The 15,510-nt window shown below is 56.9% G+C and carries 17 protein-coding genes and 1 other RNA gene; 1 reads left to right on the top strand and 17 read right to left on the bottom strand.

Annotated elements, in window-relative coordinates:
- Nucleotides 1-147: 147 nt before the first annotated feature.
- The 8 genes from creD to sdhC all read right to left on the bottom strand — a co-directional run bounded on the left by creD (nucleotide 148) and on the right by sdhC (nucleotide 7,775).
- Nucleotides 148-1,590: a cell envelope integrity protein CreD gene (gene creD, locus ABVF61_RS12880; protein WP_353993957.1), complete on the bottom strand. Its 1,443-nt coding sequence runs from the start codon at nucleotides 1,588-1,590 to the stop codon at nucleotides 148-150.
- A gap of 155 nt (nucleotides 1,591-1,745) precedes the next feature.
- Nucleotides 1,746-2,549: a metallophosphoesterase family protein gene (locus tag ABVF61_RS12875; protein ID WP_353993956.1), complete on the bottom strand. Its 804-nt coding sequence runs from the start codon at nucleotides 2,547-2,549 to the stop codon at nucleotides 1,746-1,748.
- Between the two features lie 25 nt (nucleotides 2,550-2,574).
- Nucleotides 2,575-3,375, bottom strand: a complete 801-nt coding sequence (locus ABVF61_RS12870) for a nucleotidyltransferase domain-containing protein (protein ID WP_353993955.1) — start codon at nucleotides 3,373-3,375, stop codon at nucleotides 2,575-2,577.
- 64 nt (nucleotides 3,376-3,439) lie between these two features.
- On the bottom strand, nucleotides 3,440-4,222 hold the full coding sequence (locus tag ABVF61_RS12865) for a succinate dehydrogenase iron-sulfur subunit (RefSeq protein WP_353993954.1): 783 nt from the start codon (nucleotides 4,220-4,222) through the stop codon (nucleotides 3,440-3,442).
- Nucleotides 4,223-4,292: 70 nt separating this feature from the next.
- A complete protein-coding gene (locus ABVF61_RS12860; protein WP_502949961.1) occupies nucleotides 4,293-5,141 on the bottom strand; it encodes an FkbM family methyltransferase in 849 nt (282 codons plus the stop codon).
- A 9-nt stretch (nucleotides 5,142-5,150) separates the two neighbouring features.
- The gene (sdhA, locus tag ABVF61_RS12855; protein ID WP_353993952.1) at nucleotides 5,151-6,977 is read right to left on the bottom strand and encodes a succinate dehydrogenase flavoprotein subunit; all 1,827 of its coding nucleotides are present in this window, start codon (nucleotides 6,975-6,977) and stop codon (nucleotides 5,151-5,153) included.
- Between the two features lie 5 nt (nucleotides 6,978-6,982).
- Nucleotides 6,983-7,366 carry a succinate dehydrogenase, hydrophobic membrane anchor protein gene (sdhD, locus tag ABVF61_RS12850; RefSeq protein WP_353993951.1) on the bottom strand — a complete coding sequence of 128 codons (384 nt, stop codon included), beginning with the start codon at nucleotides 7,364-7,366 and terminating at the stop codon, nucleotides 6,983-6,985.
- A 10-nt stretch (nucleotides 7,367-7,376) separates the two neighbouring features.
- Nucleotides 7,377-7,775 (bottom strand): succinate dehydrogenase, cytochrome b556 subunit, encoded by a 399-nt coding sequence (sdhC, locus tag ABVF61_RS12845; RefSeq protein WP_299476521.1) that lies wholly within the window; start codon nucleotides 7,773-7,775, stop codon nucleotides 7,377-7,379.
- 293 nt (nucleotides 7,776-8,068) lie between these two features.
- Here sdhC and ABVF61_RS12840 point away from each other — a divergent pair, with 293 nt between their 5' ends.
- Nucleotides 8,069-8,776, top strand: coding sequence for an MIP family channel protein (locus ABVF61_RS12840; RefSeq protein ID WP_353993950.1), 708 nt, complete (start codon nucleotides 8,069-8,071; stop codon nucleotides 8,774-8,776).
- Nucleotides 8,777-8,840: 64 nt separating this feature from the next.
- On the opposite strand, the gene ABVF61_RS12835 is transcribed toward ABVF61_RS12840, so the two are convergent.
- The 9 genes from ABVF61_RS12835 to ffs all read right to left on the bottom strand — a co-directional run bounded on the left by ABVF61_RS12835 (nucleotide 8,841) and on the right by ffs (nucleotide 15,508).
- Nucleotides 8,841-9,746: a glutaminase gene (locus tag ABVF61_RS12835; RefSeq protein ID WP_353993949.1), complete on the bottom strand. Its 906-nt coding sequence runs from the start codon at nucleotides 9,744-9,746 to the stop codon at nucleotides 8,841-8,843.
- Nucleotides 9,747-9,801: 55 nt separating this feature from the next.
- Entirely contained in the window at nucleotides 9,802-10,500 is a 699-nt protein-coding gene (locus ABVF61_RS12830; protein WP_353993948.1) for a sulfate transporter family protein, read from the bottom strand.
- Nucleotides 10,501-10,630: 130 nt separating this feature from the next.
- On the bottom strand, nucleotides 10,631-11,371 hold the full coding sequence (locus ABVF61_RS12825; protein ID WP_353993947.1) for a hypothetical protein: 741 nt from the start codon (nucleotides 11,369-11,371) through the stop codon (nucleotides 10,631-10,633).
- A 206-nt stretch (nucleotides 11,372-11,577) separates the two neighbouring features.
- Complete coding sequence (recR, locus tag ABVF61_RS12820; protein WP_353993946.1) at nucleotides 11,578-12,186, bottom strand: recombination mediator RecR; 609 nt, start codon at nucleotides 12,184-12,186, stop codon at nucleotides 11,578-11,580.
- Nucleotides 12,187-12,208: 22 nt separating this feature from the next.
- Nucleotides 12,209-12,529 (bottom strand): YbaB/EbfC family nucleoid-associated protein, encoded by a 321-nt coding sequence (locus ABVF61_RS12815; RefSeq protein WP_299476533.1) that lies wholly within the window; start codon nucleotides 12,527-12,529, stop codon nucleotides 12,209-12,211.
- An 85-nt stretch (nucleotides 12,530-12,614) separates the two neighbouring features.
- Nucleotides 12,615-14,537 carry a DNA polymerase III subunit gamma/tau gene (locus tag ABVF61_RS12810; RefSeq protein WP_353993945.1) on the bottom strand — a complete coding sequence of 641 codons (1,923 nt, stop codon included), beginning with the start codon at nucleotides 14,535-14,537 and terminating at the stop codon, nucleotides 12,615-12,617.
- 72 nt (nucleotides 14,538-14,609) lie between these two features.
- Complete coding sequence (locus ABVF61_RS12805; RefSeq protein ID WP_353993944.1) at nucleotides 14,610-15,029, bottom strand: hypothetical protein; 420 nt, start codon at nucleotides 15,027-15,029, stop codon at nucleotides 14,610-14,612.
- Nucleotides 15,019-15,276, bottom strand: coding sequence for a hypothetical protein (locus ABVF61_RS12800; protein WP_353993943.1), 258 nt, complete (start codon nucleotides 15,274-15,276; stop codon nucleotides 15,019-15,021). Before ABVF61_RS12800 ends, ABVF61_RS12805 begins: the two co-directional genes overlap by 11 nt.
- Nucleotides 15,277-15,410: 134 nt before the next feature.
- An RNA gene (gene ffs, locus ABVF61_RS12795) (signal recognition particle sRNA small type) lies at nucleotides 15,411-15,508 on the bottom strand.
- Nucleotides 15,509-15,510 lie beyond the last annotated feature (2 nt).

The raw sequence follows: 15,510 nt of genomic DNA, 5'->3' as shown, positions 1-15,510 counted from the left end.
TCTCGTGGTGGCAGGCGGAAAAAACGCTCAATCAACGAAACGACGCCAAGTTCGTAAACGCCGCCCAACCGGTCCCAGAATGCGACCCGCATTCAAAAAGAAAGACGGGTTACAGACCCGCCTTTGCTCAGGGAGGTTATTTTCGGATCAAACCGGGTCTGCTGAAGGCTTGCCGCCCGTTTTTTGGTCGCCCGACCAATCGATCAGCTGCGTAACGAACATCGTAATCGCCAAGGCGACGAAAGCGATTATGGAACCAATCAGCAACGCGTAGTCCTGTTCCCGCATCAAGGCGAACAGAACGGCAAAGATGCTGCCCAAGACCGTCAGCATGACCAGCCCGGCCACGCGGCTTTTGAGCGAAGTTCCGATGTAGACGGCGTTCAGCAGTGTCGCTGCGCCAGCGGCAATCAGATAGGCGGTCCCATACCCGACATGTTCTGCAAATGCGAGCAGCATGACGTAGAAGATGATCAGCGCGAGACCAACCAACGCGTACTGGATCCAGTGGAAACGCCATCCGGACCGCATCTCAAGGGCAAAGACGGCCAGGAAGGTCAGACTGATGAAACCGATCGCGTATTTAAGAGAACGCGAGATCGTCTGGTAGAAATTGACGGGTTCGACGAATTTTACGCCCAGGAGTTTGCCCTGCAGCGGCACCTGGTTGGTTTCCAAGACCTTCGGAATGCCGCGCGCAAGATAGGGAATGGTCCAGTCCGCCTCGAAACCGCTGTCGGAGATGGTCCGTGTTTCGGGCAGGAAGGCACCGGTGAAACCGGGATGGGGCCAGTCGGACTGCAGAGCCACTTTTGTGGTTTGCCCTGCTGGCGCAAAGTAGATTGCCGTGGACCCGTTGAGCTGCAAGGGAATGTCGAAGGAAAATCCCTTCCGCCATGTGGCCGGTGCAACGGATGCATTGATCCCGGATGGCGTAATCGCCTGATAGGCGCGTCTTTCAGCGTTCATTGACAACGGGCCGAGACCCGGTTCGAAAGGAACCGGTCTATTTCCGTCAAGGCCAAGCGCGATCTCGCTTTTCAATGCCCGGACGTCGCTAATTCCAACGACGAGAACGGCCTTGTCCGCGGCCACGTCGATGGTGCCGCCATGCTTTGGCTCGAACATATCCTGAGGAGGTACGGCGAACTCTCCGCTGAGATCCATACGGCCCTTGTAGACCGGAAGCGCATAAATGGACTTCTTCCGCTCCTCAACCGTGATGTCACCTGCCACGCTCAATCGTTCGGGAAACAGGACGGCTGTCCTTTGCACGGTTTTCGTCTTCAGTTCATCACCAAGACCCGAAGTAAACGTCTCGGTGAAGGGAATTACCAGATAGGGACCGTTGATCTCCTGGGTACCACCCCAGGATCTGGCGATATCCCGCGCCACTTCGCTTGCCCTGTGGGAACGTTCCTCAACCAGAACCCAGACAAATACGCTCGGGATCAACAGCAGGAAACTCAGCACCCCGATCAAAACAAATTTGACCGCCGGGGAATTCAGAAAGGTCATGAATTTCGACGCGGCGGGTGGCTGCGGCATCGCTGGCGTCGATAAAGAATTAAGGTCGTTGTCATCTGTCATAAATGAAATCCTCAGTCGCGAGGGCGCACCAAAAAAGACGGCACCCGGTCAACAGAGGGATTTTTCGTCATATTTGGCAGATTACGTGGCGCGAAACGGCAGAGGTATCGGATATTTTGTGCAGATTTTGCTCAGTCTGCACTGCTGCAAGAATATCAGAACTCGATGACGGCCCGGTTCAACAACGAGATTGTGAGACCTGCCTCGTCAGGATATCCAAGTGAAACATTGGTGACGAGCGTCCGGCCCACCTGTTCTTGAAACCCGGTATGCGTGTGTCCAAAGCACCAAAATTCCGGCTGAAAACGCAAAATGAGATCCCGCAGGTCTGAAGCATAACAAAAACCCAGTTTTTCGTCGCCGCGCGCAGCTTCCAACAGCGGAGAATGATGTGTAACAACGGCTGTCCGTTGTTGCCGGGAAGCTTCCAATTGCGTTTCAAGCCATGCTCGATGCGCGTCATGGACGCGCCTGGTATCCTCGGGTCTGATTTTACGATACTTCGACGCTGCCAGCCGAATGTAACGATAATCGTTCATCTGCTGTGCGGCAGTCGCGACATTTTTCCAATAGTTGCCGTCCTGTTCGAAGTCGGTCCATAAGGTACACAAAAGCAAGCAGAGATCACCGATTTCGATATTGCATTTCTGCGCAAACAGTGTTCCTTCGGCTTCTGCAAGCCGTTTGAGCTTGTCGTCCCTGTCAAGTTGAAAGTCGTAGTAATCGTGATTGCCGGGCACGATTACGATCTTGTTGCGGTCGATCAAATCTGCCAGCACGGCTATGGCCTTCCGCCATCTGACCTTCGGCTTGTTTGTCAGGTCACCTGCAATAATCAACGCATCCAGATCTCCAAAGTCAGATTTTCTGAACGGCAGACGTCCAGAGGCCAACCAGAAGTCGAGATGCAGATCCCCCAAGACAAGAAACCGACCGTATTTCTTCGCAAGTTTCAGCATGCTTTAGACTGACGAACCAATCACTTCACGTGTTGATGTCAGAGGAGAGTTTTGTCGTCCATGTTCGCCAGAAAGCATCAATCTCAAGCTTGGTTCGCTCATCTGGCTGGCCGGCTTCTGCCCAAGATTCAAAAGATTCGTAGGACGACAGCATGAATTCGGACAGTGTCGGTTCGAGCTTCTCCGTTCCCATTTCAGAACTTCTTGCCTTCCGTTCCAACAAGGCATTAATTTTTTCCGATACGCTATCGGGAAATTCGACATCGCGTTGCAACTCCCGGAAATTCATAGGCGCAACGGCCTTGTCAGGATGCTCGGAAAGCCACATCAGTGCCGCCAAAGGCCGCAGCGCGTAAAGTGTCTTTTTCAAAGATACCTCACCCCGCAGATAATCCAACCTGGTCATTTGCGCTTTGGCGAGATGGTAGTAGTGCTTGCCGATCAGGCGGCGATCACACACTTCGTCCGCAAGTTCCAATGCGGCAACTCTGAAGGGCTCATGCTCTTTGTAAGCAAAGACCGACTTCAGCCATTCGACAATCACGGCATTCCCCGAATGCATGAGCCGAAGCGCCTTGCCAAGATCCCATCCATTGATATCGAAAACAGGGGTCAACGGTTCTTCGATCACATCGCGAACCGGAAACAACGTGAAGGTCTTTTCAAGCCGCCGGACATAAACAAACCGGCAATCATAGTCGCTGTCCGGCGACGGAAATCCCCAGGCACGGCTACCACTCTCGATGGCAAGAGGAATTGCGATTTTCTCCCTTGTTTCGAGGTCGCTCAACCGGGTGCGAATTTCAGTTACGATCTGCGGGTCCAAACTACCCTCCAAAAAAGGCTGCCTCCAAGGACAGCCTTTTCAAGTGCCAAGTTTCAGACGGCGCTCAAACCCGCCGTTCCACCATCATCTTCTTGATCTCGGCGATTGCCTTGGCCGGATTGAGCCCTTTCGGGCAGGCCTGGGAACAGTTCATGATGGTGTGGCAACGATAGAGCCGGAAGGGGTCTTCCAGATTGTCGAGACGTTCACCGGTTGCTTCGTCGCGGCTGTCGATCAGCCAGCGATAGGCCTGCAGAAGGATGGCCGGGCCGAGGTAACGATCGCCGTTCCACCAGTAGCTCGGGCAGGAGGTTGAGCAGCAGGCACACAGAATGCATTCATAAAGACCGTCGAGCTTGACGCGATCGTCATGCGACTGCAGCCATTCCTTTTCCGGTGCCGGCGACACGGTTTTCAGCCAGGGCTCAATGGAGCGGTGCTGGGCGTAAAAGCGCGTTAGATCCGGCACGAGATCCTTGACCACGGCCATGTGCGGGAGCGGATAGATCTTGACGACGTCGCCGGCAATTTCGTCCATGCCCTTGGTGCAGGCCAGGGTGTTGGTGCCGTCGATATTCATGGCGCAGGACCCGCAGATGCCTTCCCGGCAGGACCGCCGGAACGTCAGCGTCGGATCGATCTTGTTCTTGATGTAGATGAGGCCATCGAGAACCATCGGTCCGCAATCGTCGGCATCGATAAAATACGTATCGACGCGCGGGTTGCGGCCATCGTCCGGGTTCCAGCGATAGATCCGGTATTCGCGCAGGTTGGTCGCGCCGTCCGGCTTGTCCCACACCTTGCCTTCCGTCACCGTGGAGTTCCGGGGAAGCGTCAGCTGAACCATCTCGTTACTGCTCCGCGTTGGGCCCTTTCAGTTTGCCGGTCAGGGCATTTGGGCCGTACCGTCTCTTCGCTCAGCCTGTGAGCTCAAAGACCATGTTGTCATTCGTCCGGCCGGTCACCTCGTAGCCGCGGTTCGCCAGCTCAGGCAGGCAATCCTCGGACCAATAGGGCCGGCAATTGGTTTCAAGAAGGATCACGCGGGGCCACATCGGCTTGTCCGCGTGTCTCAGGAAAGGCAGGACCACGCGGTCCTCAAATCCTTCCACATCCACTTTCAGAACGTCGATCCGCTTCAGCCCCTGCTGATCAGCAATCGCAGTCAGGGGACGCACGTTCACATAGGTCGGCGACCAGTCACTCGCCCATTCGCCCGTTGTCAGGTCCTTCACAAAAGTGGCGAAGCCGCAATTGCTCGGTTCATGCCAAAGCGGAAGCGAATCATCCTTGGGACCGACCGCCGAGTTCACGACGGTGACATTGTCCAATTCGTTCGCGCGCACATTGTAGCTGAGCTTATGCGCGGTCTGCGGATTGGCCTCGATCGCAACAACCTCGGCCCCGCGGCGTGCGGCAAAGACCGCGTAGGAGCCAATGTTCGCGCCGACATCAACAAACACGGTGCCGTCCTGCAGGTGTGGTTCCAGCAACGTGTGCTCGGCGCGTTCCGGAAGGCGGCCCTTGGCGAGGATCTTCCGGTCGTCGTAGTTCTCACCGGGGTAAATCCGGAATTTCAGACCATCGGCTTCAAGGTCATAAGGCCCCTTGAAGAACCTTGCGACCAGAGACCGGATACGTTTGCGCAGACCTCTGGAGAGATCGTGGCGATCCGCGAGGCGCCACGCAGCGCGAACCATCCGTTCAGCCGGATAGGTGCCGAACGGGCTTCTCGTATCCAGATGTGCCGCGGCCTCGCTCACCATCCGAGCTCCTTAGTAGACGCGCGCTTTCGGCGCGATCTTTTTCGGGTCGATCCCGCCCTCGTCGAAGGTGGTCAGCGGATCGAGCACGACGGGACGGTAGTCCAGCTTGACGTCGCCTTCATCGTTGACCCAGGCAAGCGTATGCTTGCGCCAGTTCTCGTCGTCGCGGCCGGAGAACGGACCGTCCTTGAAGTCTTCACGGGCGTGCGCGCCGCGGCTCTCCTTGCGCGCTTCAGCGCCGTAGACGGTGGTGATCGCGTTGGCCATCAGGTTTTCAAGCTCGAGCGTTTCCACGAGATCGGAATTCCAGATCATCGAGCGGTCAGACACCTTGATGTCTTTCATCTCACCCCAGATTTCAGACAGGCGCTTGCAGCCCGCTTCCAGGCTCTCCTGCGTGCGGAAAACGGCAGCGTCTTCCTGCATGGCGCGTTGCATCTTGTCGCGCAGATCCGCCGTCGGAATGGAGCCATTTGCATTCCGCAATTTGTCGAAGTGGTCCATGATCTTTTCGCAGGACGCTTCGTTGGGGGCAGGCGTTGCCTCCTTCGGGTCGACAACCTCACCGGCCTTGATCGCGGCCGCGCGGCCGAAGACAACCAGGTCGATCAGCGAATTGGAGCCAAGACGGTTCGCACCGTGGACGGAAGCGCAGCCTGCCTCGCCAACGGCCATCAAGCCTTGCTGAATACGGTTCGGGTTCTTTGCGTCGGCGTTCAGGACCTCACCCCAGTAGTTGGTTGGCACACCACCCATATTGTAGTGAACCGTCGGCAGAACCGGGATCGGGTCCTTGGTGACGTCAACACCGGCAAAGATCCTGGCGCTCTCCGAAATGCCCGGGAGACGCTCGGCCAGCAGCGCCGGATCGAGGTGATCGAGATGCAGGAAGATATGGTCGCCGGATTTTCCGACGCCGCGGCCTTCGCGGATCTCCATCGTCATGCAGCGCGAAACCACATCACGCGAGGCCAGGTCCTTGGCCGATGGTGCATAGCGTTCCATGAAACGCTCGCCTTCGGAATTGACCAGATAGCCACCCTCGCCGCGTGCGCCTTCGGTGATCAGACAGCCGGAGCCGTAAATCCCTGTCGGGTGGAACTGGACAAATTCCATGTCCTGAAGCGGCAGGCCGGCGCGGGCAACCATGCCGCCACCATCGCCGGTACACGTGTGTGCTGAAGTCGCCGAGAAATAGGCGCGGCCATAACCGCCAGTGGCCAGAACGACCATCTTGGCAGCGAAGCGGTGGATCGTTCCGTCATCGAGGTTCCATGCGATCACACCCTGGCAGGCACCATCTTCCGACATGATCAGGTCGAGTGCGAAATATTCGATATAGAATTCCGCATTGTGGCGTAGCGACTGGCCGTAAAGCGTGTGCAGGATGGCGTGACCGGTCCGGTCGGCCGCGGCGCAGGTGCGCTGAACGGGGGGACCTTCGCCGTAGTTCTGCATATGGCCGCCGAAGGGGCGCTGGTAAATCTTGCCTTCTTCGGTGCGCGAAAACGGGACACCATAGTGTTCGAGTTCGTAGACCGCCTTGGGCGCCTCGCGTGCCAGGTATTCCATGGCATCGGTGTCACCGAGCCAATCGGACCCCTTGACGGTGTCGTACATGTGCCATTCCCAGCAGTCCGGCGTCATGTTTTTCAGCGACGCAGCGATACCGCCCTGCGCCGCCACCGTATGCGAACGGGTCGGGAAGACTTTGGTGATACAGGCTGTTCTCAGCCCCTGTTCGGCCATGCCGAGTGTCGCGCGCAGTCCCGCGCCGCCCGCACCGACAACAACCACGTCGTAGGTGTGGTCGACGAATTCATAGGTTTTGGCCATCCGGGTTAGCCTCCAAAGCCAATCTTGAGCACTGCAAAGATGCAGCCGAAGCCGATAAAGGCGCAGAAAAAGGTGTTCGCCATCAGGGTCAGGAACTTGAGGCCTTCACCGTGGATGTAATCCTCGATGATCACCTGCATGCCGAGCTTCATGTGGTAGACGCCGGACAGGATCACCAACAGGAAGATGATCGAGACCAGCGGGTTTTTAAGCGTGTCGATCACGTCGCTGTGGCTGGATCCCTGCATCGAAATCACCAGGATCACGAAGAAGCTGATCAGGACAACATTGGCTACAGCCGTGACCCGCTGTTTCCAGAAATGATCCGTGCCTTCCTTGGCCGAGCCCAGTCCGCGAACCTTGTTGAGGGGTGTGCGCATATCTGTCATGACACTCTCCTTAGCGAACCATGTAGCCGATGATCCAGAGGATCAGCGTGATGGAAACGGATCCAATGATCGTGGCTTTCGCGAGCCACTCGCGGGCGTCCTTGCCGAACCCCGCGCCCATGTCCCAGATGAAATGACGCAGACCGCCCAGCATGTGGTGCACCAGTGCCCAGGTGAACCCGAAGAGAATCAGGCGGCCGAAGAAGGACCCATATATGCCGTTGACAAAGTCAAAGTAGGACGGGCCTGCGGCCGCGGCGATCAACCACCATGCCAGGAGAATCGTCCCGAAATAAAGCGCCGCACCCGTGATGCGGTGCAGGATCGACATGACCATCGTCAGAATCGGCTTGTAAATCTGAAGATGGGGTGACAGCGGGCGATTGCCCCGCATATCGGCATTCGACATGGAATTCCTCTCCCGTACGACGCGACCTTACGCTTACGCAAACGTAAGGAAATCAGTGCGTTGTCTAGAAAGGTTCTAGCGCCAAGAAGGCGCCGCGTCAAAACATCAAAAAGGAGAATCTGGAAAGTTACTTTACCGCCCACAGACCAAAACTGCCACACACGCGGCGTTTCACTACCGCAACGCACAATGCCCCGAGCTTTTCAACCGAGCAAATTTACGCAACTCTCGTATACGTCACCGTTCTTGCGGGAGACCCGGGCCGAGTTCCCGCGCAACAGGAGGCTGGGCATATGAAGAAGGCAATCGCGGAATTCATTGGTACTTTCACACTTGTTCTTTTCGGTTGCGGCGCTGCCGTTATTGCCGGCATGGGCACCGGGGCGACCTCGATCGATGTCCTTGGGATAGCCTTTGCATTCGGTTTGTCGATCGTCGCCATGGCCTACGGGATAGGCATGATCTCCGGGTGCCACATCAATCCTGCCGTCAGCCTTGGCGTATTCCTCGCCGGACGGATGCCCGCTGGAGAGATGATCACTTATTGGATCGCGCAGGTTCTTGGAGCCTTGGCAGGCGCGATGGTTCTGGCGCTCATCTTGAGCGGCAAGGCAAGCGGTTGGGATGGCAGCCTCGGCCAGAACGGCTGGGGTGCAGGCTATCTTGGCCAATACAATCTCTTGTCCGCACTCGTTTTCGAAATCGTGGCGACGTTCCTCTTTCTTGTATGCATTCTCGGTGTCACGCAAAAAGGCGCGCCTTCTCATCTCGCTGGATTGGCTATCGGTCTGACACTTGTTGTCATTCATATCGTCGGCATCAATGTCACCGGCGTCTCGGTCAATCCGGCTCGGTCTCTCGGCCCGGCAATTGTGGGTGCGGGCAATAATCCGGCAGCGTTGGCGCAAGTCTGGCTATTCATCATCGCACCACTCATTGGAGGGGCGGCCGCGGGAATGCTGTTCAAATCTGGCCTGCTGGCTGCCGACGAGGAGGACTAATAGCCGCGGTGAAGCGTTGGACTGACATGCGCAAGCAAACATAGCTGTCTGGCCAGCGGCACGATCAGCCGAACACGGACCATCCAAGACGCTTTGCGAAGGTTTCCATCGCTTCCGTGCCCAGTTTGGAGTTTCCGTAGCGGTTGAGCCCCGGTGACCAGACCGCGATTGACGCCCGTCCCGGCGAGATCACCAGTATGCCACCGCCAACGCCGCTTTTCCCCGGAAGCCCGACGCGAAACGCGAAATCGCCGGAGCCGTCGTAGTGGCCGCAGGTCATCATGAGCGCGTTGATTCGACGCCGGCGCTGTACCGCGACCAGAGGCGGCATGTCGTCCGCATCGATCAAAAACCGTCCGGCAAGCGCCAGTTGACGGCAAGTCATCTCGATTGCGCATTGATGGCAATAGGTGCCAAGCACCTTGTCCACTGCAGAGCGCATGTTGCCGTGCGACGCCAGATAATGCGCGAGTGAAAAATTGCGGTGACCCGTTGCGATCTCCGATTGCGCCACCCGTTCATTGATATGAATGCTGTCGTCGTCGGCCGCGGCACGGATAAACCGCAGAAGCTCTCCAAGGGCCTCGCGCGGATTGGATTCTGCAAGATAGGTATCCGTCGTCACCAATGCGCCGGCATTGATGAAGGGATTGCGTGGAATACCGTCTTCGCGCTCAAGCAGAAGAATGGAATCGAAGGACAGTCCGGACGGTTCCCGCCCCACGCGGTACCAAAGCTGATCCCCGACCCGGCCCAGTGCAAGAGCCAGCGCGAAAACCTTGGAGACCGACTGGATGGAAAACGGGACATCCGAGTCTCCGGCGGTAAAGAGGCGTCCATCTTCGAGCGCGACGGCAATCCCAAACTGGTCCGGATCGACCCCGGCAAGTTCTGGAATATAGGTGGCAACATTGCCTTTGTCCGGACTGCCCGCAGCCGCCTCGGCGATTTCCAGCAACAATTCCTGCATTGTCTTCCTCCGGCGGGCTTGCGCACAAATCAGCACGCCCGGCGGTGGCAGTTCGTCAGATCGCCGCCCCGGATGCAAGTCTCTTGTAGAGGTGCAGCATGAAGATGGTCGCGAAGATGGGCGTTACAAGATTGAGGATCGGCACCGCCAGCAGACAGGCGATGATCAAGCCACCCATGAAAACCGTGCCGGCCCTGGCCCTCCTGAAGGCCCTTGCCTCAGCAGGCGGCATGAACCGCATCGCAGCGAATTCGAAAAACTCGCGTCCAAGCAAATAGCCGTTCACAACAAAGAAGGCGACCAGGTTGACGCCCGGCACCAGGAGCAGAAGCAACGCAAATATGTTGCCGACAATCACGACACCGGTGAACTTGATCGTCTGAACCAGTGATTTGGACAACGGCAGGGCGGTTCCCGGCCGGTCACCCGGATAGCTCCGGGTGTCCACGATATCCGCAATATCGTCCTGGAAAAGGCCAGCCAACAGCGCCGAAATCGGAGCGATCAGAAAGCCGAGAACGAAGACCGCGCCGATACCCGTGAGGAGAGAGATCGACCATTCCGTCCAGCTGATCCAAGCACTGCCGTCGCCCCACTCATTTGCCGCAACACCCAGGAAATGGCTGACGATGCCCTGCAGTGCGAGCCAGATCACGATGAGGATCGCGAGGGTAAAACCCAGCATTTTCAGGAAAATTTTTCGGAACGGCGGCTCGAACACCTGCGACATGGCGCGGGAAGCGGCTTGGAACATGAAACCTTCAAGTCTTTGTGATCAACCGGCTCGAGATAGGTGCGACGGGATGGCGGTGCAAGGGTGGGGATCAGACAAGCGGTAATACGCTCAGAACCGGAGGGCTCCGAATTCAGTGTCACCACACCTTCTATTCGACAGGCTGTTGGCTGACTTTCTCCGACTCGGCCTCTTCTTGATCAAGTCTGATCGAATTCAAACGGGCGCAAAACCACATAGAGGATAAGGCTAATAGCAATGAAGGCCATATCATAACGCTGCCATAAGCACCGAGCGATCCGACCGCATGACGTCCCGTTGTCCGTCCCAATCCCAAGAACCCCAAAAGCAGGAAAAGCAAAATGAGAAAGCCCGATATGAGATAGACGTTGGCAATGGCCTGACGTGTAAACGTCTTGGACACCAAAAATATCTTCGAGCACGCTGCATGATAGTTGCCGATGTTCCAAAACAATGCTGGAAGCGAAACTGCAAATGCAAGCAAAATCAGCGTATGCATCAGTGTCGTGCGGACAAAAGGTAACGGGATCCGGTCCATTTCCTCAATTGCCCGCTGGAACGCTGTTTTTGTAATCGCATAATCTGAAAGCGATGCAAGCGCTTCGACCATGGTCGACCGGTTCACCATATAGAGAGCCGCATAGATAATCAGGACAAAAGCGATATTCAAAAAAACAAACCAACCCAAATTTAAATACAGCCTCTCTTCGGCTCTTCCATCAATTCCAGAGAAGACTTTGTAGTTCATGATCATCACCGGAATGATGGCTAAATAATTAAAAAATATAAGTAAAATTGCACCAAAAAGAGCACATGCAATAGCGGCAATTATCTTTCTTGCTATCATTTTTCCAGCTAGTATCACAGGCACCAGTCAACCGTGTTGTTATGCTCAGGTCTTTGTTGTTTGGAACCACACCATTTCTAGAAAAGAGGGCAGCGTCTCTTTGCGCAAATCTGGGAAAGTTCAATTGTTTCAAAAATCGATTTCGCGAGAATAACGTACGAGCTTTAAATTTTTGGTATCTTGGCAAAGCGAGCTCTCTGCCTGAAGCGCGCGCCTGATATAGAAGAGACTTAAAACCGTGTGCGCGCCTTCAACGCCTGGGCGAGCGTGCCCTCGTCGAGATAGTCGAGTTCGCCGCCGACGGGAACGCCGTGGGCGAGCTTTGTGACATTGACGCCGATTGGCGACAGCTGGTCCATGATGTAATGGGCCGTCGTCTGGCCCTCAACGGTCGCACTGATGGCAAGGATGACCTCCTCGAAATCACTAGTGCTGCAGCGATCGACAAGCGAGGCAAGGTTGAGGTCTTCCGGGCCGACACCGTCAAGCGGTGACAGCGTACCACCGAGGACGTGATAGCGCGCTTTTACTGCCCCGGCGCGTTCCAGCGCCCAAAGGTCGGCAACGTCCTCGACAACAACAAGCACTGTCTCGTCGCGCTTGGGGTCCGCGCAGATCGTGCAAGGATCGCATGTGTCAACCGTGCCGCATGTCGAGCAGATGCCGATTTCACTCACGGCAACGCCCATCGCTTCGGACAGTGGAACGAGAAGCTGATCTTTTTTCTTGATCAGGTGCAGTGCCGCACGGCGCGCAGAGCGCGGGCCCAATCCGGGCAGCTTGGCAAGCAACTGGATAAGCCGCTCAATTTCCGGTCCCGCTACACCGCGTTGCGCCATGGATGCCTGCCTGTATCCGCTATCAGAACGGGAGCTTCATGCCAGCCGGAAGGCCAAGGCCGCCCATGAGTTCCTGGGTCTTTTCCTGGATCGCCATTTCGACCTTCGCGCGCGCATCAGTGTGCGCCGCCATGATCAGGTCTTCCAGGATCTCGCCTTCGTCTTCCTTCAACAGCGAGGGATCGATCTTCAAGCCTTTCAGATCGCTTTTACCGTTGAGCGTCACCTTCACAAGACCGGCGCCGGCGACACCCTCGACCTCGATATCGATAATCTGCTCCTGCAGCGAGCCCATTTGCTCCTGCATCTCTTTGGCCTGCTTCATCATCTTGAGGAAGTCCATGGGATCTCTCCTTAAAGTCAATTCGGCGACATGCGCCGCGTGTCTATTATCTGGGACTTGCGTTTAGAAGAACAACGCGTTTCGATCAATCGTCTTCGTCGTCACCCAAGGCTTCATTCAGCAACGGGTCGGTGAGCATCGGATCGGCCAGAGCAGCTTCGTCTTCTTCCGTCACCTGAACCTTGACGTCCACCACCTTTGCCCCCGGGAACTGAGCCAGCAATGCTGCAACGGTCGGATGTGATCTTGCGTCCGACAAAAGCTGCTGCTGGTTGGCTTCCTGTTCCTCGTGAATGGTCGGCCGGCCGTGCTCACGCGACACGACAACGAACCAGCGCTGGCCAGTCCATTCGGTAAGTTTGCGGCCGAACTCGCCGGCGATGTCCGCAGGGGCGTCTTCGGTCGGCTGTATCTCGATTTTGCCCGGCTCGAATTTGACCAGCCGCATCTGCCGCTGGATAGCAACCTTCATCGGTATGTCGCGCTTTTCGGAGGCAAGGGCCACGCAGTCGTGAAGGTTCTTGAGCGCATATACCGGCTCTTCCGGTATCTGCGGCCGGGGCGCCACTTCCGGTTCCGCGCGCTGCGCCGGCACTCCGCCCTGGATTGCCGCCAGCTGAGGCCTGGCTCCGCCTTGCATCACAGGACCGCCGCTGCTCTCTCCAGGATTGCCACCGCTCGCGTTTTGCGGCATGCCCACGGCCATCGCCTGGTGGCCTCCACCCGGCGGATTTGCTCCGGCGCTTCCCGAAGCGGACCCAGCTGCGATCGGGTTTTCTCCCTTTCGGACCTGGGCAAGCAGCTTGCCCGGGTCCGGCAGGTCAGCCGCATAGGCGAGACGTACCAGCACCATGTCGGCCGCTGCCAGCGGCTTGGAGGCGGACTGCACCTCCTGAACACCTTTCAGAAGGATCTGCCAGGCACGCGAGAGCAGGCGAACGGAGATGGCTTCCGCAAATTCGCGGCCGCGCACGCGTTCAGCCTCCGTGACAGATGCTTCGTCGGCCGATTTCGGCGCGACCTTCATGCGGGTTACCAGATGGGTGAAGTCCGCAAGATCGGTCAAAACGATTGCCGGATCCGCACCGACCTCGTACTGAGCCTGCAGCTCTCCGAGCGCTTCTTCGATCCGCCCGGACATGAGGTGCGCAAAGAGTTCGATCACGCGGGCCCTATCCGCCAGGCCGAGCATCTGACGCAGGTCGTCCGCTTCAACCGCGCCCGTCGCACGCGCCATGGCCTGATCGAGCAGGGACAGGGAATCACGTGCAGATCCTTCGCCTGCGCGGGCAATAAGCAGCAGGGCTTCGTCGGATATCCGGATGTTTTCCGCATCCGAGATCCTGCGTAGCAGACCAATCAGCTTCGATTGCTCGATCCGCCTCAGGTCGAACCTTTGACAGCGCGACAGTACCGTGATGGGGACTTTGCGGATTTCGGTGGTCGCGAAGATGAATTTCACATGTTCCGGCGGCTCTTCCAGCGTCTTCAAAAGCCCGTTGAAGGCCGCATTGGACAGCATGTGGACTTCGTCGATGATATAGACCTTGTAGCGGGCAGTCGCCGGCCGGTACCGCGCCGCATCGATGATTTCGCGTATGTCATTGATACCCGTGTGGGAGGCGGCGTCCATCTCGATCACGTCGACATGGCGGCCTTCCATAATGGCCCGGCAATGTGAGCCTTCCCGCTCAAGTTTCACGGTCGGCTTGTCGACTTCACCCGGTAATTCGTAGTTCAGGCCGCGCGCGAGGATGCGGGCGGTGGTGGTCTTGCCGACACCGCGTACACCCGTCAGCATCCACGCCTGCGCAATCCGGCCGGTCTCAAACGCGTTTTCCAGCGTCTGCACCATTGGTTCCTGCCCGACCAGATCCTCGAAGGTCTCCGGTCGGTACTTGCGCGCAAGCACACGATAAGCGTCGCCCCGGTTCTGCTCACCGGAGGCAGCGCTCCCGGCGGTGTCGGGCAACAGTGCGTCGTCGCTGGGAAAACCTGACTCATCCATGAGCCGCACCATAACGACTTTTTCAAAAATGGGGACGGCTTATGAACGTTTTTCTGTGAAATCGAAGCGAGATTATCCTGCTGCGGGCGCGTTGGCTTTGAACCTGTCGGGCATCAGGAATACGTGCCTGGCCGCCGCGCTCGAAACACGTTCTCCAGAGTACCAGGTGTCCATGAGCGATCGTGAGAACAGATCCGGATTCCGAACCAGAAACTCATCGAAATTTTCATGGGCGGTGACTTCCATGCGTTCAGCCAAAATTCCAAGAAAAGCGAGTGTCACCGTTGTGTTGAACTTGCCGGTAGCGCCAGCCTTTGCGGCAATGTCCTTCAACGCACTGCCATAGCGTGCAGCAGCATCCAGGAAGTCATATCTTTGAAGCATTTGGCAAGCGACACCGATGTGATCCCGGTGTGTGAAGGACTGCGCATCCAGCACACGAGCCTCGAATTGATCGGTCAAGTCGATATAGTTCCGCGGCTCAGTTTTCATCAGCCTGATCCTTCAATTTATGACTGTCGGACGCGCCCAGATCGAGCTCGTAGACGCTTTTCAACTGCTCGATCTTGAGAAGCGTCTCTTCGGAAAACGGCGGTTTGTTTTCGAAGCAATGCAACGCCATGCCTTCCAGAAGGTCCCCCAGCGAAAGGTCCAAATGTTCGGCGAGACCCTTCAATACCTTCAAGAGCCGCTTTTCGAGACGAACGCCCGTTTGGATTCGTTCAACAGATTTACTCATAAACACTACCTTGGTACCAATGTACCAAATTGTCAATCTTTGTTTTTTGAAGTTTCATTCGCATCGTGAAAAGCGCAAACAAAAAAACACCGCGCGAGACCGGGCGGTGTTCGAAACATAACGCTGATTTTAGGGTGGGAGGCTGGCACGGCGACCCGTGCCGAGGCTCGTTAGGGCTGCTTCCTTCCGGACCTGACCCGGTTGGCGAGTGGCTCGTCCACCACCAACCTCCCG

It is taken from the genome of Roseibium sp. HPY-6, from assembly GCF_040530035.1.
GTDB lineage: Bacteria > Pseudomonadota > Alphaproteobacteria > Rhizobiales > Stappiaceae > Roseibium.
This window is presented reverse-complemented; position numbering and strand designations above follow the sequence as displayed.

Excerpts from the sequence above, each read along its gene's own strand:
- creD (WP_353993957.1), bottom strand. The coding sequence starts at position 1,590 with ATGACAGATGACAACGACCTTAATTCTTTATCGACGCCAGCGATGCCG.
- ABVF61_RS12875 (WP_353993956.1), bottom strand. The coding sequence starts at position 2,549 with ATGCTGAAACTTGCGAAGAAATACGGTCGGTTTCTTGTCTTGGGGGAT.
- ABVF61_RS12865 (WP_353993954.1), bottom strand. The coding sequence starts at position 4,222 with ATGGTTCAGCTGACGCTTCCCCGGAACTCCACGGTGACGGAAGGCAAG.
- ABVF61_RS12860 (WP_502949961.1), bottom strand. The coding sequence starts at position 5,141 with ATGGTGAGCGAGGCCGCGGCACATCTGGATACGAGAAGCCCGTTCGGC.
- sdhA (WP_353993952.1), bottom strand. The coding sequence starts at position 6,977 with ATGGCCAAAACCTATGAATTCGTCGACCACACCTACGACGTGGTTGTT.
- sdhD (WP_353993951.1), bottom strand. The coding sequence starts at position 7,366 with ATGACAGATATGCGCACACCCCTCAACAAGGTTCGCGGACTGGGCTCG.
- sdhC (WP_299476521.1), bottom strand. The coding sequence starts at position 7,775 with ATGTCGAATGCCGATATGCGGGGCAATCGCCCGCTGTCACCCCATCTT.
- ABVF61_RS12840 (WP_353993950.1), top strand. The coding sequence starts at position 8,069 with ATGAAGAAGGCAATCGCGGAATTCATTGGTACTTTCACACTTGTTCTT.
- ABVF61_RS12835 (WP_353993949.1), bottom strand. The coding sequence starts at position 9,746 with ATGCAGGAATTGTTGCTGGAAATCGCCGAGGCGGCTGCGGGCAGTCCG.
- ABVF61_RS12830 (WP_353993948.1), bottom strand. The coding sequence starts at position 10,500 with ATGTTCCAAGCCGCTTCCCGCGCCATGTCGCAGGTGTTCGAGCCGCCG.
- recR (WP_353993946.1), bottom strand. The coding sequence starts at position 12,186 with ATGGCGCAACGCGGTGTAGCGGGACCGGAAATTGAGCGGCTTATCCAG.
- ABVF61_RS12815 (WP_299476533.1), bottom strand. The coding sequence starts at position 12,529 with ATGGACTTCCTCAAGATGATGAAGCAGGCCAAAGAGATGCAGGAGCAA.
- ABVF61_RS12810 (WP_353993945.1), bottom strand. The coding sequence starts at position 14,537 with ATGGATGAGTCAGGTTTTCCCAGCGACGACGCACTGTTGCCCGACACC.
- ABVF61_RS12805 (WP_353993944.1), bottom strand. The coding sequence starts at position 15,029 with ATGAAAACTGAGCCGCGGAACTATATCGACTTGACCGATCAATTCGAG.
- ABVF61_RS12800 (WP_353993943.1), bottom strand. The coding sequence starts at position 15,276 with ATGAGTAAATCTGTTGAACGAATCCAAACGGGCGTTCGTCTCGAAAAG.